This window comes from Sphingomonas gei, from assembly GCF_004792685.1.
GTDB lineage: Bacteria > Pseudomonadota > Alphaproteobacteria > Sphingomonadales > Sphingomonadaceae > Sphingomonas > Sphingomonas gei.
This window is the reverse complement of the sequence record NZ_SRXT01000009.1, coordinates 156364-175168: the sequence shown is the minus strand read 5'-3', so window position 1 is coordinate 175168 and position 18805 is coordinate 156364. Positions and strand designations below refer to the sequence as shown.

Sequence of the window (18805 nt, the reverse complement as noted above, 5' to 3'; positions counted from 1 at the left end):
ATGCTCTCGGTCGCCTCGGTCCGCTCCGCCTCGGGTGCCGCGAACTATTTCGCGAAGGACGATTTCAAGGACAATTATTACACCGCGGATGGCTCAGCCGAGCAGAGCGAATGGGGCGGGGCAGGGCCCGAGACACTCGGCCTCGACGGCGAGGTTTCGAAACAGGCCTTCGAGGAAATCCTGAGCGGCACGCTGCCGTCGGGCGAGGGCGTCGCCCAAGTGGAAAACCGCCGCAACGGCGTCGATCTCACCTTCTCGGCTCCTAAGTCGGTGTCGCTCATGGCCTTTGTCGCCGGCGACAAACGCGTGCTCGCGGCCAACATGGCTGCCGTCCAGAAGACGATGGCCTGGGTCGAGAAGAATCTCGCCGAGGGCCGCAAGGACGTGGAGGGCCGCAAGGTCCCGGTCCAGACCGGTAATCTGGTCTATGCGCTGTTCCAGCACGACACGAGCAGGGCGCTCGACCCGCAGGCCCATGTCCATGCCGTCGTCGCCAATCTGACACGGATGCCCGATGGCAAATGGCAGGCGCTCCACGCCGACAAGATCTGGAGCAGCAACACCACGATCGGCGCCATCTACCACGCCTATCTACGCGCCGGCATCGAGAAGCTCGGCTACCAGGTCGATCTCAAAGGCAAGCACGGGACGTTCGAGATATCGGGCGTGCCCAAGGCTGTGATCGACGCCTTCAGCCAGCGCCGCGAAGCGATCCTTGAGAAAGCGGCGGAACTCGGCATCGTCTCGGCCAAGGGCCGTGACGGGGTCACCACCAACACCCGTGATCCCAAGCTCAATGTCGATGACCGCGATGGCCTGCTGAAAGGCTGGATCGACAAGGCGGCAGCGCTCGGCTTCGACGGCAAGAGCCTGCTCGCTTCGGCCGAGGCACGCGCGGGTCAGAGCACCGCGGATAGCCGGCTTGAGCGCGGGTTTCGCGCGGTCAGCGACGCGATCGCCAGCGCTCGCGACCTGGTCGGCGGCTTCCTTCGCGCGCATGACCCGCTGGTCGATTCCGGCCTCGCGCGGGTCACCCAGTCTCCTGCCACGGCCCGATCGCAGCTCGCGGTTGCGTCCGCCGTCCGGATCCTGTCCGAACGCGAAGCGGCGTTCAATGTCCATCTACTGGTGAAGACCGCGCTCGATCTTGGCTTGAAGGGCGTCACGATCGAAACCGTCGAGCACCGCGTCGGACAATTGGTCGAGAACCGCCAGCTCATCCCGGGCGTCGCCCGCGCCGGCGACAAAGGCGTGAGCATGGTCACCACGCAGGAGGCGCTCCGCACCGAAGAGAGCATCCTCAAGGCAGTCGAGGACGGCGCGGGAAGAGCCGCGCCGATCGTCCAAGCCGCCGATGCCCCCGCACGGCTGCAGGCGGCCGCGGATCGCCCACTCAATGCCGGCCAGCTGGCCGCGGCCACGCTGATCCTGTCGTCGGAAGATCGCACGGTCACCGTCCAGGGCGTCGCCGGCGCGGGCAAGTCGACGATGTTGCAGGCCGTCGGGCGTGTCGCGGCAAGCGAAGGCCGAGAGATCCTAGGCCTCGCCTTCCAGAACAAAATGGTCGCCGACCTCGCAGAAGGCGCCGGCATCAACAGCCAGACGATCGCTTCGTTCGTGCTCGCCAACGAACGGTTCGTGACCGAGCGCGACACGCCAAGGTTCGAGGCAGCGCAGGCCAAGTTCGCAGGCGCCATGATCGTGGTCGACGAGACATCGATGGTCTCGAGCGACGACATGCTGAAGCTCCACCGGATCACCGAGGCGCTCGGCGTCGATAAGCTTGTTCTGGTCGGCGATCGCCAGCAGCTCTCTTCAATCGACGCCGGCAAATCCTTCGCGATGATCCAGGCGGCCGGCGGCACGATGGCGCGCATGGACTATAATATCAGGCAGGAGAACAACCCGAAGCTCCTCACGGTCTCTGCGCTGGCGAACATTGGCAAGGCCGGGGAGGCGATGAAGGTGCTTGGCGACTCTGTCCACGAGACTGCTAGCCCCCCCGAAACCGCCGCCGATATGTGGCTGGCGCTCGCGGCTGATGAGCGAGAGGCGACCGCTGTGTTCGCATCGGGTCGGGAATCGCGTGCGATCATCAATCAGCGCATCCAGGACGGCCTCGCGGCCGAGGGCACCGTGCGGGGGCAGGGGATCCACCTTACCGTCTATGAACGCGTCAATCATACACGGGAGGAGCTGCGCTACGCGTCGACTTACCAGCCCGGCCAGACGCTCGACGTCGGCCGCGGTGGCGCGCAGGACGTGGGGCTCGAAAAGGGGCGCTACGACGTCACGCGGGTAATGCCAAACGGCAAGGTCGAGCTCAGCGATGGCCGCCGCAAGATCCGCTTCGATCCCCAGCGCCTGTCCCCGACCGAGAAGCGCGATCGCCTCGAGCTGACAGAGAAAAAAGATCTCCACATTCGCGAAGGCGACCGCATCCGTTGGACCGCCAACGACAAGCCGCGCGACCTCCACAACGCGGCCCTTGCGCGTGTGCTCTCGGTTGACGCCAATGGTGTGACTGTCGAGACCGCGAACCAGCAGCACCTCACCCTCGATCTCGGCGATCCGATGCTCTCCCGGCTCGACCTTGCCTACGCGCTCAACATGCACATGGCGCAGGGCATCACCACCGACAAAGCCATCACGGTAATGGACAGCCACGAGCGCAATCTGTCGAACCAGCGGCTGTTCAACGTCGGCGTGACGCGGGTGCGCGACGAGCTAACCATGGTGGTGGACAACCGGGAAAAACTCGAGCGCCAACTCGATCTCAATCCCGGCAACAAGACCTCCGCACTGGAGACGGTCGGCCGGCTCGATATCGACGGCAAGAAGGCATCGGCGCCGCCGGTCAAGTTCGACCCCGGCCCGATCGACGGCCTCAATATGGCCGATCACCCCGATATCTTAGTCGATCTGCCGCCGATTCCGGACGGACCTATCGCGCCGGCGTCCGCCGCGGCGAAGGCCACCGACCTCAAGGCGCCGCCCGACCTCAAACCCGACAAAGGCGACCTGCTGCCGCCGCTGCCTGAGCGCAGCCTCGGCCTCGATTTGTGACACTCAACCGCCGGCGCGATGCCGGCCCAACCAAGGAGACGGAACATGGCGTGGGATTTTGATGAACGCGGCAAGTTCGGCAGCGAAAAAGCGGCCGAGGATTATGCCCGCCGCAACGGCCTCAAGGACGCTGATTTCCGTACGCGTCGCAAGGGCGACCAGGTCGAACTCGAAGTCCGCCGCTCAGCGGTCGAAGGCCGCAACCTCAAAGACAGCAATGAAGGCCGTCGCGACGGCTGGAACTGAGAAGCGCTCCGGCATGGGGCGCGAGCCTCGTGCCCTAACCGGGAGAGGTCCAATGTCACTTCGTTTCGACCAGCTTGGTCATCTGCCACATGACAGCCTGGTGCTCGCCACGGGCGCGTGTATCCTGATCGGCGTCGCGATATGGATCGCGTCGCGTGTCCCCATCCGCACACACATCGGTCGCGCGCCATCGCCGGTGGCAAGGCCGTTCCTCAGCAATCGGAAGCACGCGATGCTCGCCGCACTCGAGCGGGTCCTGCCGATGTACCGGATTCACGCGCAGGTCTCTTTGAGCGCGCTCGTTGAGCCGGCAGTTGGACAGGGCCACCCGCAAACCGCGGAGCACGACCCGTTTCTTCAGACGATCGTCGATTTCGTAATCGTCGACCCCGCCTCCAGCTCGGTCATCGCGCTGATCGAAATGGATGATCGCTTTGCCGATCCCGAGCTGGGCAACGAGCGCCACGAAATAGCGTCGGCGGCCGGATATCAGACGATACGCATCTCCGCGTCGGACCGCGCGACCATCGCTACCGCCCAAGCGGCAGTCGGGCACCTGCGAGACGCCGCGCTCAAGGCGGCGCCGGCAGTGACGCGCCTGCCTGTGCCAGTGCGCACATGGCCGCTTGGGGGGCGTTTCAATGGGACTCGATGACCGCGACTATATGCGCGAGCGCCGCCGTGCTGAAAGCAAGGGGGCACGGCTCGGCAGCGCATCCTGGATCGACAAGAAAGCGCGGGTTGAGCACGGCGGGCTCTGGTTCGACGCCAAGGATGGCGGGCACGACTTTCACTCCCGGAGGCATCACCTCAATCCGCGTGTCACGCCGCATCCGTGGCAGAAGTGGCTCTTCCTTCTTATGGCCCTGTCGATCCTGATCCCGCTGTACGGCGAGGCAAAGCGCGCAGGGTGGTTGCCCGATTTCACGGCGGCAAAGCCCTTTCCCGAGACTGGATCGGTAACCGTGGCGCGCAGCATAGAACCTGGCGACATCAAGAGTAGGCTGACGGTGGATGCCAGCGAGGCCAACGCTGTCGTTCAGCTATTCGAGCCAGCGAGCAATCGGCATATCTTCTCGCTCTACGTGGCGCGCAACGAGCGTGTCACCGTCCCAGCCCCTTCCGGCACATTTCGGATGCGATTGATCGAGGGGCAGAAATGGCACGGGACCGCCCGCTATTTCGGGCCGAACACCTCTTACGAGACTGTCGCTGAGTTGATGACCTTCGAGCCGCACAGCGCGCAAATCATCGACCTGCATCGCAGACCCGACGGCAACCTCAAGACGCGACTCATGTTCGGGCGGCCAGACGAGCTCTAGCCTGCGCGTCGACGGGCGAAGTGACCTGCCCTTGGGGCGCCCGTCATCCAGGCACCCGCCACGGCACCATTAGATGCCACCAGTGACACTTTACCCGAAAACGCTAGGTAAAGTGTCATGGCTGACAATTCCTAGAGCCGGCCTGCCTGGATATAGCTGCGGTAGGCAAAATTGATGAGGTCGCGTACGAGCTCGATGAGCCCACTGGTCGGTAGCCCATCGAACGGATCACCATGCGCCAGCGCGTTGCGCCGATCGGCCAGCGTCGGCTTCGTCGATCCGATCAATTGGCCTACGGCCGTCCCGCCGCAGCGCACGATCATGGGTATGTCGCCGTCGGTAAGCCCGGCGCCGTCAACCATATGCTTGAGCAACGCGGCGAAGGATCGCTGCGGGGGCTTGTCGGTAAGGCTCGGCGCCTCACCCGCTTTGAGCTTCCTCCTCGGCCGGCCGGGAAGGCGTTCACCGTATCGGTCATTCAGCGCCAGCTCGAGCGCGGTCAGCGCGACCAGTTCACCGGCCTTCATCAGATCGCCGTCGATCCATGCCAGATAAAAGAGCTTCAACGCGCGTTGGAATTTGCGTTGGACTACGTCCGGGATCAGCGGATCGAGCGCCATGCCCACGACAAAACGACGCCACTCCTCGAGGCTCGAAAACGCCAGCCGGGCCAGCGGAACACCCGGCGCCGGCCAGTAGAGGATGAGCGGCTCTGACCGAACCGCGAACGCGAGATCAGGAAACTCCATAGCCTCTTCTACACGATCCAACCGCATCGCGGCGGTTCAGATCAAAGAACGAATGCTGGTTGGCGAGGACCGCTCGTAATCTCGTCGATGACGAACAAGCGCGCTGGCGGCGTCCCCAACAGCTCGGTCTCCGGCACGGACCGGTCAAGCCAACGCATGACCTGGCGCCGCAGGATAATGGCACCGTGGCGATCCTGAAAGCGACTGACCTCGGCGTTGGCAGCGACCGTGACGATGCGGAATGCGAGTGGATAGTCTGCCATCGGCGGTTCCCAGACGCCGGCGAGGTAGAAGAAATTGCCATCGTCGAGCCGAACCCGGTAGCATCGGTCCTTCACGCTCATCTGGAATTCGGTAGCTGGCATGAGACAGCGGTGGCTGGGGAAGCTCTTCCCTTCCGAACGAACGAAGCGATACGACGCCCCGTCGCTGAACCGTGGGTTCGAACCCCAAGTCGCCTCGACCATCTCGAGCTCTGCGCTATTATCCGGATTGTACCGGACGATAGCGCGTTTGCTCCCGGCGGGGGCATTCGAGTCGAATGGAGTTGGCGAATCCATGCGAAAGAACATAATAAGAACGATGAGGACCCGCAAGGCGGCTTGAACGGAGCGATCAATGTGCAATGACTATCGCCTGGAAGTCGACATAGCGTCGATCGCGCAGGACTTCGACGATCTGAAAATCAAGATCGATATGCCCGAGGGTACGCCTAACCTCGCGGCGCGGGAGGACATCAAGATCAGCGATATGGCGCCAATCGTCCGCAGCGGCCGGGTCCGCGGGTCGGGACAATTGGTCAATCGTCGCTGGAGCTGGGCAGGGCAGGGCGGCAAGCCGGTCTATAATTTCCGCTCGGAAGGAAGGGAATTCACATCGCACCGGTGCCTTATCCTTGCTGACGGCTTCTATGAATTCACCAAGCCTGAGAATCCCAGGCAGAAGCGTAAGACCAAGTGGTTGTTCACGCTGCGCGACCATGCCTGGTTCTGCATCGCTGGTATCTGGCGCGAGACCCCCGAAGGTGAGGCATTCACGATGCTGACGATGGAGCCTGGCGAAGACGTCGCGCCCTATCATTCACGCCAGATCATCCCGCTCACCCGGAACCAGTGGTCCGACTGGCTGGACCCGACTGTTCCGGCTGGCGATGTGCTGCGCGCGTTGCCGAAGGGAAGCCTATCTGTAGCGCAGGTCTATCCGCCGTTAGCCGCACAGAGCGCCTTGCTCTAGCTTGCGCCTATCAGTGACCGTGGAAATACCGCTTCGGCTGGCAGTGTTCCACGGCGTGCCTGCCGCCACGCCGCCACGGCTCAGTCGTTGCGCACGATCAGCTTCTTGCCACTGTGGCTGCCGTCGAAGAGCGTCATAAGGGCCGTTGGAAGTCTCTCGAAGCCATCCACGAACTCCTCGCCATATTTGAGCTGGCCGCTCGTTACCAACGGCGTCGCCTCCGCCAGAAACTCCGGGAACGTGTCCATGACATAGGGCGTCGCGAACGCCTTGATGCTAACGAAGCGGTAGTGGATGAGCGTGATCAGCCGGGGCAGGTAGTTCGTGCCCTTTGGCAGCTCGGTCTCGCTGTAATCCGCGATCGTGCCGCAGACCGTCATCTTAGCGTCGGTGTTGAAATGCTCCATCAGCACGGGGAAGATCGGGCCGCCGACGTTCTCGAAGAATGCGTCGATGCCGTCCGGCAGCATTCGGGCGACCTGCTCTTTGAAGTCTGCCGCCTTGTAGTCGACCGCCTCGTCGAGGCCGAGTTCGTCCCTCAGGAACGCCGTCTTGTGCGGGCCGCCGGCCACACCAACAACCCGCAGACCCCGTAGCTTGCCGAGCTGGGCTGCCGCCGAGCCGACCGAACCTGCGGCACCGGTTACAACCAGCGTCCCGCCGGGCTTGAAGTCGTGGACCTTGGTCATGCCATACCAGGCGGTGAAGCCGGTGAGCCCAAGCGGCCCAAGCGCGGTCGATACTGGCATAGCGCCGGGGTCGATCTTGCGCAGGTCCGAGCCGTTCGAGACGGCGAAGTCCTGCCAGCCGACCCAGGACTGCACGGTGTCGCCGACGCCGAAGTCGGGGTTGCGGCTCTCCACCACCACGCCGACCGTCGGTCCGCCCATCGGGTCGCCGATGTCGATCGTCGGCCATTCCGAAGAGCCGTTGCCCATCAGGTTGCGCTGATAGGGATCGATGGAGAACAAGGTGTTGCGGAAGAGCACCTCGCCGTGCCGAAGCTCCGGAACGTCGACCTCGACGAGCTTGAAGTCGCTCAACTTCGCCGGACCCCGCGGGCGGGCGGCGAGCGTGTATTGCCTGTTGGTTCGTTTGGTCATCTCAAGGTTTCCTTGCATTTTTTTGGTGCGGCTTGCCGGATCGCCGACCGCAGTCGGTGGTTGCGACTATCCAGCGGGTCTCAGGGTACTGAGCATCGCTGCGTCGGAACTGGTGAAGTCGGGATCGACGTAGATGCGCACCGCGCGGAACAGGTCGCCCTCGAACTCATAGACGTTGCAGAACAGACCCTGGGAAATCCGCCCGTCCGGGAATGGCGTGCCGTCCGCCATCTCGCCCCGCTCGCGGCCCTCGACCACGATCTTGTCGCCATCCTCGATGAACGACAGGCCGTCGATGTCGTGTTCGAGCCGGCCGAACACGCCCGACATGTGCGTGATGAAGGTCCTTACCGCGTCCTTGCCGATCGCCTTGCCGAACTTTGGGTAGGTGAGGTCGACATCTTCGGTGTAGAACTCGAGTGCGCGGGTGTCGCCGGCGTCAGCGTAACGGAAGAACTGGCGGATTAGCTCGCGCCGGTTCGCAGGGGCGGGGCGGTCGTTCATTAGAGGGTCCAATCGTGTTCGCGCCAGCAGGCTGGGCTTCTCAGACGTCCTGGATGATCTCGAAAAGGTTTCCCCAAGGGTCGGCGAACAGGGCACCTCGCCGCTTGATCGGCGCATATTCGAGCGGACCGGCAACGATCTTGACGCCGCGCCGCTTGAGCTCGGCGAGCGTCGCCTCGATGTTGACGACCCGCCAGCAGAAGTGGTGCCAGCCGTGGACCTTCAGCGACCCTTCAAGGTCGCCACCGCCCAGGCGGTCCGTCGCACCGGGGCCGGCGGCAAGCTCGATACTGACGCTGTCGTCGTTCGGCGGGGAGAGAAACACCCAGTCCAGGCCAACGGCCTCGGTAGTCGCCGTCAGACGAAAGTCGAGCGTCTTGGTGTACCACTCGACGGCGGCGTCGAGATCGGGGACCCGCACGCCGGAATGATCGCCTCTCAAGTCGGCGAAGGGGCTCGACGGGTTCATGGGCACGTCGAAAAGGGCCATCTCTTGTCTCCTTGCCACGCCTCTCAGGCGCCGTTTCGAGGCGCGATCGCCTCCGCTCCACGCCCAACAGGGTGCGGATGAACCGAACACATCGGTGGTCGGCGAAATCCCGGCCGCCGGTCGGCCGGGACCCCTGTTGGGCTCAGGCCGCCAACTGGCGGTGCACCTCTTCAGCGTCGTGAATTGCCGCCATGTGTTTGAAGCGGCCGTCGATCACCTGATAGACAGCATATTCCGTCACCTCGAACGACTTGCCCGTCGGCTCCACGCCAACGAACGTCTTTGCAGGCGTGCCGGTGTTGACGAGCTGGGCGCCGAGGCGGTCGCCGTCGATGATGAGATTGGTCAGCGCCCAGTGAAGATCGGGGACGGATCCAGCCTCCTGGCGCTGGACGTCGAGGATGTCGTCACGCGTCGCAGGCTCGCCGTTGAGGGTCACCTCGTCGTGGATGAACTCGTCCATGACGTCGAAGTCGCGGGCGTTCAGCGCGGCGATGTATCGATCGTAAAAATCGCGAAGCTCAGTTTGAGACATTTTCGTTTCCTTGCTTATGATCTGCGCGCGCCGCCGCGCGTGCGTCGGCGCCAGACCCTTCCTTTTCGGAAGGCGAAAACCTGAACGCCGAGCAGCTCAGCGCCTCGTTGGCGACCAGTTCGAGTGTTTCCCGATCGAGGCCGGCCTTTGCCTGCACGGCAATGCCCTGCGTCACGGTCGTGACGAATGCCGCCAGAGCCAGTGGATCTGCTGAATCCGGCAGGTCCCCGTCGGCTTTAGCCCGCGCGAATCGCTCACGTAGTCGGTCCTGACCGGCGAGACGGTATTCATTGAGTTTGCGCCGCACAGGCTCGGCGTCGTCCGACACGGCAAGCCCGCCGTTGATCCCCAAGCATCCAGTGTGCTCGGGGAAACGCGTATTAAGGTCGACCGCCTGACGGATGATGCGCGTCGCGACCTCCCGCGCGGTGGGTAAGGCGAGCGCTTCCGGCATGTAGTCGAGGTAGCGCTCGTCATATCGGGCGAGCGCCTTGATGAAGAGCGCCTCCTTGTTGCCGAAGGCAGAGTAGAGCGCGGGGCGCTCCACGCCGGTCGCATCGACAAGATCGCCGTAGGTCGTGCCCTCATAGCCCTTCCGCCAGAAGACCTTCACGGCGGCGTCGAGCACTTCGTCGACGTCGAACTCGCGATGTCGTCCCATCACCATGCCTCCATAAATTTCGTAACGACCATTATGGTACCCTTGACCTGCTTTGTCTAGATACCATAATAAGCGTTATCGTAACGCCTATTATGAAAACCTGATGCGGCTTTCAAGGCGTGGATTTGACGACACCACGATGAAGGACAGTGACATGACCGATCGGTTCAATTCCAAGTCGACCGCCGACGAGGTACTCACCGGCACCGAGCTCAATGGAAAGCGCTACCTCGTGACTGGAGTTGGTTCCGGCATTGGCCGTGAAACCGCGAGGGCGCTCGCGGCCCATGGCGCCGATGTGGTCGGCGTCGTGCGGGACTTGGCCAAGTCAGAGAGCGCCACGCAGCCGGTCCGCGACGCCGCTGCCCGGGGTGGGGGAGCGTTCGAGCTTCACGCCATCGACCTCGCCTCGCTGCAGAGCGTGCGCGATGGCGCGGACAAGCTCCTTAACGAGAGCCGTCGGTTCGACGCGATTATCGCTAACGCCGGCGTCATGGCGACGCCGTTCGGGAAGACCGCTGACGGCTTCGAGACGCAGTTCGGCATAAACCACCTGGGTCATTTCGAGCTGGTCAACCGGCTCGAACCTTTGCTGGTCGACGGCGGACGCTTGGTGGTGCTCTCGTCCCAAGCACACCGCGTATCTGACGTCGACCTCGATGATCCGAACTTCGACGCACAGGACTACGATCCCTTCGTGGCGTATGGCCGTTCTAAGACGGCAAACGCTTTGTTCGCCGTGGAATTCGACCGTCGCCACAGCCATCGCGGCGTCCGCGCCGCCTCGGTCATGCCGGGCAACAGCCTCACCGACCTGCCGCGCAACTTCACCGAAGAGCAACTGCACGGCCTGTTCGAGACGGTGGGCAACGCCCGCGCCGAGGCAGGCCTCCCGCCCGCCGAACTGAAAGACATCTCGCAGGCCGCCGCGACGAGCGTCTGGGCCGCCGTGGTGGCTGACAAGGACGAGATCGGCGGCAAATATCTCGAGGATGTCGCGGTCGCGCCCGTCAACGACATGACCAACCCGTTCGCCGACGGCGTGCGGCTCTACGCCCTGGACGGTGAGAAGGCGAAGCGACTGTGGGCCAAGAGCGAGCAACTGGTCGCTGCGCAGTGATGTCGGCGCCGGGGGTGGCGCAGGCCGCCCCAGCCTGAACTGGAAAGGACTTCCATGACCACCATAGGTATCATCGGCGCGGGTGAGGTCGGCACCGCGATCGCACAAGCAGCGATCGGGCTTGGCTACGACGTCGTGATCGCGAACTCGCGCGGCCCCGAGACCCTCCAGGGATTGGTCGAGCAACTCGGTCCGTCCGCACGCGCCGGAACGGCTGCCGAGGCTGCCGCGGCCGGCGACTTCGCTGTGATCGCGGTGCCGCTCAAGCTCGTCAACAACATCCCCGTCGAGCAACTCGCGGGTAAAATCGTGCTCGACACGAACAACTACATGACCTGGCGCGACGGACACTACCCCCAGGTCGATTCCGGCGAGAAAACGATCTACGAACTGCGGCAGGAGCAGCTTCCCACCTCCAAGATCGTACAGGCCTTCTCTCACATCCAGGCGCCGCGCATGGCCTCGCGCGCGAGACCGGCCGGCGCTCCCGACCGGATCGCCGTGCCGATCTCGAGCGACCATCCCGAGGCGATCACGCTCGTCGCCGACCTCCTCGACCGCATCGGCTTCGACATCGTCGACAACAGTCCGCTGAGCGAGGCCTGGCGCAGCGCTCCCGGTCAGCCGGCTTGGGCCGCGCTCAATCAACAGACCAAGCCCCAGCTCATCGCCAACCTCGCACGGGCACGCCAAGTTACGCCCCTGTGAAGGCGGGCCTCCAGCGGGAAGCTGCATCGGGCACCTGCAGACTCATGCCAGTCTCAGGCCCCTCGTTTTCGCGCCGCCTTCTCCGCCCTCAGCTCGATCCAAGTCGGGGCGTGATCGCTGCTTTTCTCCCATCCGCGCACATGACGGTCGACCTGCGCATCTACAAGCCGACCGGCGAGGGCAGGACTGAGCAAAAGATGGTCGATGCGCAGCCCGGCATTGCGGTTGTACGCGTTACGAAAATAGTCCCAGAACGTGTAGACCGTCTCGTCAGGATGGATGGTTCGTAGCGCATCCGTCCAACCTTGCTCGAGCAAGCGGAAAAAGGCGGCCCGGATCTCAGGGGCGAACAGCGCATCGTCCAGCCACCGCTCCGGCTTATAAACATCGCGCTCGGTCGGCATCACGTTGAAGTCGCCTGCCAGCACCACTGGCGCGCCGGTCGCTAACAGCTCCGCCGCATGCTCGATCAGCCGCTCGAACCAGGCAAGCTTGTAGTCGAACTTCGGACCGGGGCGAGGGTTGCCGTTTGGCAGATATAGTCCTGCGACGAGGACGCCGTTTACTGCGGCTTCGATGTAGCGGCTCTGAGCCGGATCCGGGTCTCCGGGCAACCCGCACCGCGTTTCGTGGATGTCGCCCACGCGGCTCAGCATAGCGACCCCGTTCCAGCTCTTCTGTCCATGCCAGATGACATCGTAGCCGAGGTCACGGATGGCGCCCTCAGGAAACTTCTCCTGGGGCGCCTTCAGTTCCTGAAGCACCGCAATGTCTGGTTGCTCCTCGGTCAACCACCGGAGGAGCACGGGAAGGCGGCCGTTCACGCCGTTCACATTGTAGGTGGCGATCTTCACCGTGTCACAGATCCGGCAAGGTTTGATCGGCCCGGCCCCAGCCTTTTAGCGCTTTGGAAGCAGCCCGCTTTACGAGCTCGACGGCATCACCAACGTGGAAGTGGTTCGGCGCATCGATCGTCTCCATCTCCTTCCAAGTGATGGGCGCTGCTACCGGCGCCTCCGGGCGGGCCCGTACCGCATAAGGCATGACGGCCGTCGCGCCGCGCTGGTTGCGCAGGTAGTCGACGAAGATGCGTCCTTTGCGCTGCGCCTTGGGCAGCGCCGCCGTAAAGTTTTGCGGATCGCTTTGCGCGACGGCCCGGGCCAGCCTGTGCGCGAAATCCTTCACTTCCGGCCATTCGGCCTGCGGTACGAGCGGCGCAACCACATGGACGCCCTTGCCGCCGGTGATCATCGGGAAGGTTTCAAGCCCGATCGACTTCAGGATATCCCGGAAGTGAAAAGCGGCCGTGCGCACGTTCTCGAAGTCCAGCCCCTCGTCCGGGTCCAGATCGAAGACAAGCCGGTCAGCCTTTTCGACATCCTCGATGCGCGCGCCCCAGCCGTGAAATTCGATCGTGCCCATCTGGACGCAGGTCATCAGGCCGTCCGCGGTATCGACGAAGAGATAGGGTTCCTCGTGGCCGTCCTTCTCGAGGATGCCGACATGCTTGACGTCATCGCCAAAGCTGCCCGCATCATGTTTCTGGAAGAAGCATTTTTTGGCGCGGCCCTGCGGGCAGCGCACCAGACTGATCGGGCGACTGCCCAGCCACGGCAGCATGATCGGCGCGACCGCCGCATAATGGTCCGCCAGCTGGCCCTTAGTGATGCTGGATTCCGGAAAGATGACGCGATCTGTGTTGCTGATCTTGACGCGCGATACCGCCGGCGCGGCAAGCTCGGTCACTGATTGCTCCACTTCGAGAACGACCGCTTCCGCCTTCTTGTCGGCGCGGAGCCCGAGGTAGCTGGGATGGCGCAGCGTGCCCTCCTTGGTCATCTCGGTATAAGCGATCTCAGCTACGAGCTTGGGTTGAAGCCAATGGGCGCCGCGGACCTCCGCCCGAGGAGCCTTTACGGTTGACGCCGCCTGCCCGAGCGGGAGCATCGTCTCCATCAGACGCTCAATCTCGTCCATGCTGAAGCCTGTTCCGACCTTGCCGGCGTATCGCAGCTCGCCCCCATCGTGAATCCCGAGGATCAACGAGCGAAACCCGCGCGACTTGTCCGAGGGCGTCCAGCCGACAACGACGAATTCCTGGCGCTTGATGCATTTGGTCTTTAGCCATCCGCCCGAGCGCGACCCGATGTAGCGTCCATCGGCCTTCTTTGAAATGACGCCCTCGAGCCCGGCGTCGCAGAATTTGTGAAGCAGCTTTTCGCCATTTCCCTCAATATGTTCCGAATAGCGGATCCGGTGACTCCCCTCGGGAAGGATCTCCCGCAGCCTGGCCTTCCGGTCCGTGAGGGGCAGGCGCGTGAGGTCCTCCCCATCGAGCTCGAGCAGATCGAACGCGATGTAGTCGATGCTGGCCGGCGCGCCTTTGAGCGCGCCCTGGAGGTCCTGGAAGCTCGAGCGTCCGTGCTCGTCCATGACAACCGCCTCGCCATCGAGCAGCGCCGAGCGAAGGTTCAGCTTTGCGGCTTCCGCGACGATGCCTTCGAACTTTTCCGACCAGTCCAGACCGGACCGCGTATACGCGCGGGCTTCTTTGCTACCCACGGCGACGAGGAGGCGGTAGCCATCATATTTCATTTCGTGCAGCCACCGGTCGCCCGTTGGGACCGTGTCGACTAGAGTTGCCAGCTGGACGGGCTGAAATGGCGGCGGACTCAAAGCCGGCCGAGATCGAGCGCCCGCCGGCTTCGTCGCCTTCCTTTCTGCCTGGTCTCCGAGCAACTTGGCCATGACTGATAGACTCGCGCCTGGCGGACTCGTTCCAGCGCTGATGTGACTCGGTTCATCGACACATCGCACCTTCGTGACGGGTTTACGGAAACTCCGCAGGTGACCGGCGTTCCATGAGGTCAGCAAGCCGGATCAAGGAGTATGGATATGGCCGACGACAAGACACTCCGCTCGCCTCAGGACAGCTCGCGCATCGCGCTCGGTGAGGATTATGAAGTCGAATATTGGACTAACAAGTTCGGCGTCAGCCGCGACGAACTTGCGGATGCGGTAAAGGCGGTGGGGAATGGCGCTGATGCGGTAGGTGACTATCTGAAGCGGTAAGGTATTCTCGAGCGCATCATGGCCATAGACGGACATCCAGAACTGTTCACCGCGGCCACTCTCGAGGCGCTCTACGCCGAGATTTCGGCCGAGGGTGGTGTTACCGTCGCCACCCTTCGAGAGCGTTTGACAGCGTTCAGTACGCTGCCAATTGCCGATGCTGACTTGCAGGCATTCCGCGAAGGCAAGAAGCCTTGGAAGAAGCTTTGCGACGAGGTCGTTCCGGTCGAGCATTTCCTGGATGCAAAATATCCAGATGCCGCGCGTGTGCGCTTTCCCCTCGACGATCAGCCACCCGATGCTTGGCTCACAGTGGAGCCGGGAGCGGAGCCAATCGGGATCGAAGTCACAGGTGCCATGGCCCGAGCCGGTATCGAGGTTGCCAAGAGCATGGCCGACGAACCGGCAGTCCCGGGTTTCATTGCGCTGCCGGACGACGCGACCAACGAAGATTTTGCTCGGGTTCGCGCGCGCGGGCGGATTATGAACGCTAGGGTCTCGGTTGATCGCTTGATTGATGATGCGATCACCAGCCGCATGACGGGCAAGGATCACGTAAAATTCACCGGGCATATCCTGTTGATCACAGCGCCTGTCGGCTCTTCGCCTAACCGCTCGCCAGAAGCGCTCAGTGCGGCGCACGCTACTGCCGCCGCGAGCTTGCCGTTCGCGGAGGTCTTCGTCCTAGACCGATCACGAGGATCCCCGATCGTTCGACTGAAGTGATAGCCCAGACTCGCCATCAGGCCTCGCCCGGTGCGTTTACCCTGGGAGGAGCCGATCAGATTTGCTGACGCAATCTTGCGATCATCAAAGCCAAACTGATGACAAGTGCGACGGTAACGCCGGCGATCCACTGGCACACCGAAATTCCAGCCTTGTTCGCGACGAAAATCAACGGGAACTGGATCAGGGAAATGGTAACGGCGAACGCGGTTCCCAGCGAGTCACGCGCTCCGGCAGACAAGATGCTCCGCCGCACCATGAAGGGCGTCAGATAATCGGCCGCGTCGGTGGGCCTGTCCGGGTTGATGCCTTTCGTTCTGGCATCGCGGTCCATGAATATAGACGGCACATCGGTCTCTGTAACCTCGAGAGCCGCCAAACTTTTCGCCACCTCAGGTTCGATCAGCCCTGCGTCCGCGAACGTCCTGTAATCGTAGAGGAGGTCCTTGGTCCTCGGGTAGCGCAGGTTCAGGGGTAGGTGCGCCGGCGGTGACGCCGTCCGGAAGCGATCGAGCAGGCTGCTCTTTGCAGGCGGTGCAAGTTCCCCCGATCCCGACCGGTCGCGCCGATCGTCAAGAAACCCCTTGCTCGCGATCGCCGTGCTCAGCTTTTCCGAAATGATGCGAAATGCAGTAAGCTTTGGACCACCGACGGCGATCGGCCGCTCGACAACCACATCGTCTGCAGGAAGAGCACCTATAACGGACAGCAAGTCGTCGGGAATCCGGACGTAGCCCTTCTCGATATCCGCCACCGCTGCGGGGGCCGAGCGCGCCGCCAAGAAGCGGAGGCCGAAGACGCTGGCAACGAACAGGCGTAGCGTCGCTGAGCAAGTCCGGCTCGCCGGGAACAGGAACAGCGGCAGCTCAGGTTTGAGCGCCGGAAAGAGACCGAACGGAATACCAAGCGCGTTACGTAACGTCTGGTCCAGGCAGATCTTGCCGACCTCGTCCGTCATGCGCTTATCCACCCGAACCCGGCAGTGGATTGCGAGATAGTCTCGCATTTTCCGGTCGTCATCGATGTGCGCCAAGGCAGGGTGAACGAACACCAGCGCTGCCCACCGGCCCAGACCCAACGACTTTTTCGTCCTGGGCGTCACGATGACATAATAGCCTCGTGCCAATCGGGACCGATCGGCCGTCGCGCTGGCCGTTACCGCATTCTCATGAGGAAAGATCCCAGGATCGGGGGCGGTTGGTTCAACCAAGGCGCTCGAAGCCCTCTAAATCGGGACATGACGCGAAGCTATCGATGATCCGACCGCGCAGTTCGGCCCACAACGCCTTATCGCGCACCTGTTCCGCAAAGCGATCGGGCGTGAGATCGTACCCCAATCGCCCAAGCAAATCCCCGATCAGCGTCCTCTGCGAAACGCCGAGATCCGGGTCCGCCTGAAACTCCGACAAGCGACGGATCTCGCCATCGAGCAATAGCGGCCCGAAGCGGCATAAGAAGGCATAGACCGGCATATCGCAACCGATCGCCGCATTGCTCACGGTTGAACGATGAAGATCGTAATTTCCGGTCCGGGTTTCGGATTCCACCATTGCGTCCAAATTTGCCGCATCGGTGATGATCAGAAACGGAAAAGCGCTCCCCGACCGCGCGGCAAAGGTCGCTGGCACACTTCCATAGTAGGACAAAGTGGCTCCGTAGCAGGGTACATAGCAAGGCGTCGAAACGCGGATGCCCAATGCAACGCTGCTGGAGCTGCTCCTCAGCTTCTCGGCCATCCTGAGGGGGCTGGCATTCGATCCACAGCTAAAGAGACCTATGGGGTTGGGGATATCGAAAGCGCCGTGGTGCGAATCTAGGCCCGAGGCTTCCAGCTTCGCCACGATCGAACGAAAGTCGCCAAGGTTGGCAAGAGGCAACGACGTGACGGGCAGCCGTTCGGCCTGGCCATCACGCAGCGCGAAGCAGGACGGCCAGATCTCGAAAGGGTAATCGAGCGGTGTGCTTGTCAGCGCGTCCTTGGTCGTTGTTGCCGCGACGATTCGTCTCCTTTTCCTTGCTTGAGCATAGTTCATGACTGCCGTGACGGGTGCACAAAATCCTATTGCGGCGCATCAGACATATCCGTTATCGTAGATATATGGATAATGACTCGGCCATCCGTGCATTGGGAGCGCTCGCGCAGAGTACGCGCCTCGACGCCTTCCGCTTGCTTGTCCGGCACGAGCCCGAAGGGCTCGCCGCCGGCGACGTCGCCAAGTCACTCGACGTGCCGCAAAACACCATGTCCGTGCATCTGGCGACGCTCGCGCGTGCGGGCCTCATTCAATCGGAACGCCGCAGCCGGGTCATCAACTATCGGGCGGACCTGGAACGGCTAAAGCTCCTGACTCTCTTTCTGGTGAAGGATTGCTGCGGCGGCAACGCCGAACTGTGCGCCCCACTGATCGCCGAGCTCACTCCCTGCTGAAGGTCACCATGCCCTCTGCGGTCAGTTCCACAGCGCACGGTCCGACGGCCAGCTTTTTTCGTTAAGGATCTTTGATGAAACGCCTTCGCGCGATCAGCGATGTGGAGTCGCTTCCCGCACTCGACAACTCAGTCAGCAAAAATCGGCCCGCTATCGGTCTGGGCGACGACAAACCGCCACCACGTATACTGCTGTTGTACGGCTCGCTGCGCGAGCGCTCCTTCAGCCGGCTTGCGGTCGAGGAGGCAGCACGGTTGCTGATCCGGTTCGGTGCCGAGGTAAGGATATTCGATCCCAGCGACCTGCCATTGCCGGACCAGGTGCAGGGCGATGATCACCCCGCCGTCCACGAACTGCGCGAGCACGCGCTATGGTCAGAAGGAATGGTGTGGTGCAGCCCGGAGCGCCATGGGCAGATCACCGGCATCATGAAAGCGCAGATCGACCATCTTCCGCTCGAGTTCGCCGGCATGCGCCCGACGCAGGGGCGGACACTCGCCGTCATGCAGGTGTCAGGAGGGTCGCAATCCTTCAATGCCGTGAACACGCTGCGCCTCCTCGGCAGATGGATGCGGATGATCACCATCCCGAACCAATCGAGCATCGCCATGGCCTTCAAGGAATTCGATGAGGCGGGGCGGCTGAGGGCCTCGAGCTATTACGATCGCATCGTTGATGTCATGGAGGAACTGGTCCGCTTTACGGTTCTGACTCGCGGTCACGCCGACCAGCTCGTCGACCGGTATTCCGAACGCAAAGCCATGCGACAGAAGCTTGATGCAACCAGCGATCTGACTACGCTGGCCAAGGCTTAACGGGCGGCCCGATCTGCTCGGCGGGCA

General features: G+C 62.8%; 21 protein-coding genes and 1 pseudogene. 11 read left to right on the top strand and 11 right to left on the bottom strand.

What is annotated here, in order from left to right:
* The 4 genes from mobF to E5A73_RS20360 are packed head-to-tail and all read left to right on the top strand — an operon-like array spanning window position 1 to window position 4634.
* Window positions 1–3066, top strand: coding sequence for a MobF family relaxase (gene mobF, locus E5A73_RS20375; RefSeq protein WP_135965687.1), 3066 nt, complete (start codon window positions 1–3; stop codon window positions 3064–3066).
* A gap of 45 nt (window positions 3067–3111) precedes the next feature.
* Window positions 3112–3312, top strand: coding sequence for a hypothetical protein (locus tag E5A73_RS20370; RefSeq protein ID WP_135965686.1), 201 nt, complete (start codon window positions 3112–3114; stop codon window positions 3310–3312).
* A gap of 52 nt (window positions 3313–3364) precedes the next feature.
* Window positions 3365–3967: a DUF2726 domain-containing protein gene (locus tag E5A73_RS20365; RefSeq protein ID WP_168356025.1), complete on the top strand. Its 603-nt coding sequence runs from the start codon at window positions 3365–3367 to the stop codon at window positions 3965–3967.
* A complete protein-coding gene (locus tag E5A73_RS20360; protein ID WP_135965684.1) occupies window positions 3954–4634 on the top strand; it encodes a hypothetical protein in 681 nt (226 codons plus the stop codon). The genes E5A73_RS20365 and E5A73_RS20360 overlap by 14 nt, the downstream gene beginning before the upstream one ends.
* 131 nt (window positions 4635–4765) lie before the next feature.
* Here the strand turns inward: E5A73_RS20360 and E5A73_RS20355 are convergent, their stop codons facing one another.
* Together E5A73_RS20355 and E5A73_RS20350 are read right to left on the bottom strand one after the other, a co-directional pair.
* On the bottom strand, window positions 4766–5383 hold the full coding sequence (locus E5A73_RS20355) for a hypothetical protein (protein ID WP_135965683.1): 618 nt from the start codon (window positions 5381–5383) through the stop codon (window positions 4766–4768).
* A gap of 41 nt (window positions 5384–5424) precedes the next feature.
* Window positions 5425–6009 (bottom strand): SOS response-associated peptidase family protein, encoded by a 585-nt coding sequence (locus E5A73_RS20350; RefSeq protein WP_240700305.1) that lies wholly within the window; start codon window positions 6007–6009, stop codon window positions 5425–5427.
* On the opposite strand from E5A73_RS20350, the gene E5A73_RS20345 reads away from it, so the two are divergent.
* Window positions 6002–6616 (top strand): SOS response-associated peptidase, encoded by a 615-nt coding sequence (locus E5A73_RS20345; RefSeq protein ID WP_135965682.1) that lies wholly within the window; start codon window positions 6002–6004, stop codon window positions 6614–6616. The two genes, E5A73_RS20350 and E5A73_RS20345, sit on opposite strands and share 8 nt — an antisense overlap.
* An 80-nt stretch (window positions 6617–6696) precedes the next feature.
* Here the strand turns inward: E5A73_RS20345 and E5A73_RS20340 are convergent, their stop codons facing one another.
* The 5 genes from E5A73_RS20340 to E5A73_RS20320 form a co-directional block, all read right to left on the bottom strand.
* Window positions 6697–7719 (bottom strand): NADP-dependent oxidoreductase, encoded by a 1023-nt coding sequence (locus E5A73_RS20340; protein WP_135965681.1) that lies wholly within the window; start codon window positions 7717–7719, stop codon window positions 6697–6699.
* A 66-nt stretch (window positions 7720–7785) separates the two neighbouring features.
* Window positions 7786–8223, bottom strand: coding sequence for a nuclear transport factor 2 family protein (locus E5A73_RS20335; RefSeq protein WP_135965680.1), 438 nt, complete (start codon window positions 8221–8223; stop codon window positions 7786–7788).
* Between the two features lie 40 nt (window positions 8224–8263).
* A complete protein-coding gene (locus tag E5A73_RS20330; RefSeq protein WP_135965679.1) occupies window positions 8264–8713 on the bottom strand; it encodes a VOC family protein in 450 nt (149 codons plus the stop codon).
* Window positions 8714–8855: 142 nt separating this feature from the next.
* On the bottom strand, window positions 8856–9248 hold the full coding sequence (locus E5A73_RS20325) for an ester cyclase (protein ID WP_135965678.1): 393 nt from the start codon (window positions 9246–9248) through the stop codon (window positions 8856–8858).
* The gene (locus tag E5A73_RS20320; RefSeq protein ID WP_135965677.1) at window positions 9235–9909 is read right to left on the bottom strand and encodes a TetR/AcrR family transcriptional regulator; all 675 of its coding nucleotides are present in this window, start codon (window positions 9907–9909) and stop codon (window positions 9235–9237) included. The genes E5A73_RS20325 and E5A73_RS20320 overlap by 14 nt, the downstream gene beginning before the upstream one ends.
* A gap of 154 nt (window positions 9910–10063) precedes the next feature.
* Between E5A73_RS20320 and E5A73_RS20315 the strand changes: the two genes are divergently transcribed.
* Both E5A73_RS20315 and E5A73_RS20310 read left to right on the top strand, forming a co-directional pair.
* On the top strand, window positions 10064–11029 hold the full coding sequence (locus E5A73_RS20315; protein WP_135965676.1) for an SDR family NAD(P)-dependent oxidoreductase: 966 nt from the start codon (window positions 10064–10066) through the stop codon (window positions 11027–11029).
* 15 nt (window positions 11030–11044) lie between these two features.
* Window positions 11045–11737: pseudogene (locus E5A73_RS20310) on the top strand (NADPH-dependent F420 reductase); the annotation flags it as partial.
* 53 nt (window positions 11738–11790) lie between these two features.
* Here the strand turns inward: E5A73_RS20310 and xth are convergent.
* Together xth and ligD are read right to left on the bottom strand one after the other, a co-directional pair.
* Window positions 11791–12591, bottom strand: a complete 801-nt coding sequence (gene xth, locus E5A73_RS20305) for an exodeoxyribonuclease III (protein WP_135965674.1) — start codon at window positions 12589–12591, stop codon at window positions 11791–11793.
* Window positions 12592–12595: 4 nt separating this feature from the next.
* Window positions 12596–14485 (bottom strand): DNA ligase D, encoded by a 1890-nt coding sequence (gene ligD / locus E5A73_RS20300; protein WP_135965673.1) that lies wholly within the window; start codon window positions 14483–14485, stop codon window positions 12596–12598.
* Window positions 14486–14632: 147 nt separating this feature from the next.
* On the opposite strand from ligD, the gene E5A73_RS20295 reads away from it, so the two are divergent.
* Window positions 14633–14809: a DUF3606 domain-containing protein gene (locus E5A73_RS20295; RefSeq protein WP_135965672.1), complete on the top strand. Its 177-nt coding sequence runs from the start codon at window positions 14633–14635 to the stop codon at window positions 14807–14809.
* Between the two features lie 18 nt (window positions 14810–14827).
* On the top strand, window positions 14828–15535 hold the full coding sequence (locus E5A73_RS20290; RefSeq protein ID WP_135965671.1) for a hypothetical protein: 708 nt from the start codon (window positions 14828–14830) through the stop codon (window positions 15533–15535).
* 55 nt (window positions 15536–15590) lie between these two features.
* Here the strand turns inward: E5A73_RS20290 and E5A73_RS20285 are convergent, their stop codons facing one another.
* Together E5A73_RS20285 and E5A73_RS20280 are read right to left on the bottom strand one after the other, a co-directional pair.
* Window positions 15591–16493, bottom strand: coding sequence for a hypothetical protein (locus E5A73_RS20285; RefSeq protein WP_135965670.1), 903 nt, complete (start codon window positions 16491–16493; stop codon window positions 15591–15593).
* 244 nt (window positions 16494–16737) lie between these two features.
* Window positions 16738–17568, bottom strand: a complete 831-nt coding sequence (locus E5A73_RS20280; RefSeq protein ID WP_135965669.1) for a hypothetical protein — start codon at window positions 17566–17568, stop codon at window positions 16738–16740.
* 65 nt (window positions 17569–17633) lie between these two features.
* Here E5A73_RS20280 and E5A73_RS20275 point away from each other — a divergent pair, with 65 nt between their 5' ends.
* Together E5A73_RS20275 and arsH are read left to right on the top strand one after the other, a co-directional pair.
* Window positions 17634–17963, top strand: a complete 330-nt coding sequence (locus E5A73_RS20275; RefSeq protein WP_135965668.1) for an ArsR/SmtB family transcription factor — start codon at window positions 17634–17636, stop codon at window positions 17961–17963.
* Window positions 17964–18037: 74 nt separating this feature from the next.
* Window positions 18038–18778: an arsenical resistance protein ArsH gene (gene arsH, locus E5A73_RS20270; RefSeq protein ID WP_135965667.1), complete on the top strand. Its 741-nt coding sequence runs from the start codon at window positions 18038–18040 to the stop codon at window positions 18776–18778.
* Window positions 18779–18805: the final 27 nt, after the last annotated feature.

Bases quoted from the DNA above. Each gene is read 5' to 3' on its own strand.
- ligD (WP_135965673.1), bottom strand. From the start codon at position 14,485: ATGGCCAAGTTGCTCGGAGACCAGGCAGAAAGGAAGGCGACGAAGCCG.
- E5A73_RS20275 (WP_135965668.1), top strand. From the start codon at position 17,634: ATGGATAATGACTCGGCCATCCGTGCATTGGGAGCGCTCGCGCAGAGT.
- E5A73_RS20325 (WP_135965678.1), bottom strand. From the start codon at position 9,248: ATGTCTCAAACTGAGCTTCGCGATTTTTACGATCGATACATCGCCGCG.
- E5A73_RS20355 (WP_135965683.1), bottom strand. From the start codon at position 5,383: ATGGAGTTTCCTGATCTCGCGTTCGCGGTTCGGTCAGAGCCGCTCATC.
- E5A73_RS20360 (WP_135965684.1), top strand. From the start codon at position 3,954: ATGGGACTCGATGACCGCGACTATATGCGCGAGCGCCGCCGTGCTGAA.
- arsH (WP_135965667.1), top strand. From the start codon at position 18,038: ATGAAACGCCTTCGCGCGATCAGCGATGTGGAGTCGCTTCCCGCACTC.
- E5A73_RS20295 (WP_135965672.1), top strand. From the start codon at position 14,633: ATGGCCGACGACAAGACACTCCGCTCGCCTCAGGACAGCTCGCGCATC.
- E5A73_RS20315 (WP_135965676.1), top strand. From the start codon at position 10,064: ATGACCGATCGGTTCAATTCCAAGTCGACCGCCGACGAGGTACTCACC.
- E5A73_RS20370 (WP_135965686.1), top strand. From the start codon at position 3,112: ATGGCGTGGGATTTTGATGAACGCGGCAAGTTCGGCAGCGAAAAAGCG.
- E5A73_RS20280 (WP_135965669.1), bottom strand. From the start codon at position 17,568: ATGAACTATGCTCAAGCAAGGAAAAGGAGACGAATCGTCGCGGCAACA.
- E5A73_RS20340 (WP_135965681.1), bottom strand. From the start codon at position 7,719: ATGACCAAACGAACCAACAGGCAATACACGCTCGCCGCCCGCCCGCGG.
- E5A73_RS20345 (WP_135965682.1), top strand. From the start codon at position 6,002: ATGTGCAATGACTATCGCCTGGAAGTCGACATAGCGTCGATCGCGCAG.
- E5A73_RS20335 (WP_135965680.1), bottom strand. From the start codon at position 8,223: ATGAACGACCGCCCCGCCCCTGCGAACCGGCGCGAGCTAATCCGCCAG.
- E5A73_RS20320 (WP_135965677.1), bottom strand. From the start codon at position 9,909: ATGGGACGACATCGCGAGTTCGACGTCGACGAAGTGCTCGACGCCGCC.
- E5A73_RS20365 (WP_168356025.1), top strand. From the start codon at position 3,365: ATGTCACTTCGTTTCGACCAGCTTGGTCATCTGCCACATGACAGCCTG.
- E5A73_RS20285 (WP_135965670.1), bottom strand. From the start codon at position 16,493: ATGACGGACGAGGTCGGCAAGATCTGCCTGGACCAGACGTTACGTAAC.
- E5A73_RS20330 (WP_135965679.1), bottom strand. From the start codon at position 8,713: ATGGCCCTTTTCGACGTGCCCATGAACCCGTCGAGCCCCTTCGCCGAC.
- mobF (WP_135965687.1), top strand. From the start codon at position 1: ATGCTCTCGGTCGCCTCGGTCCGCTCCGCCTCGGGTGCCGCGAACTAT.
- E5A73_RS20290 (WP_135965671.1), top strand. From the start codon at position 14,828: ATGGCCATAGACGGACATCCAGAACTGTTCACCGCGGCCACTCTCGAG.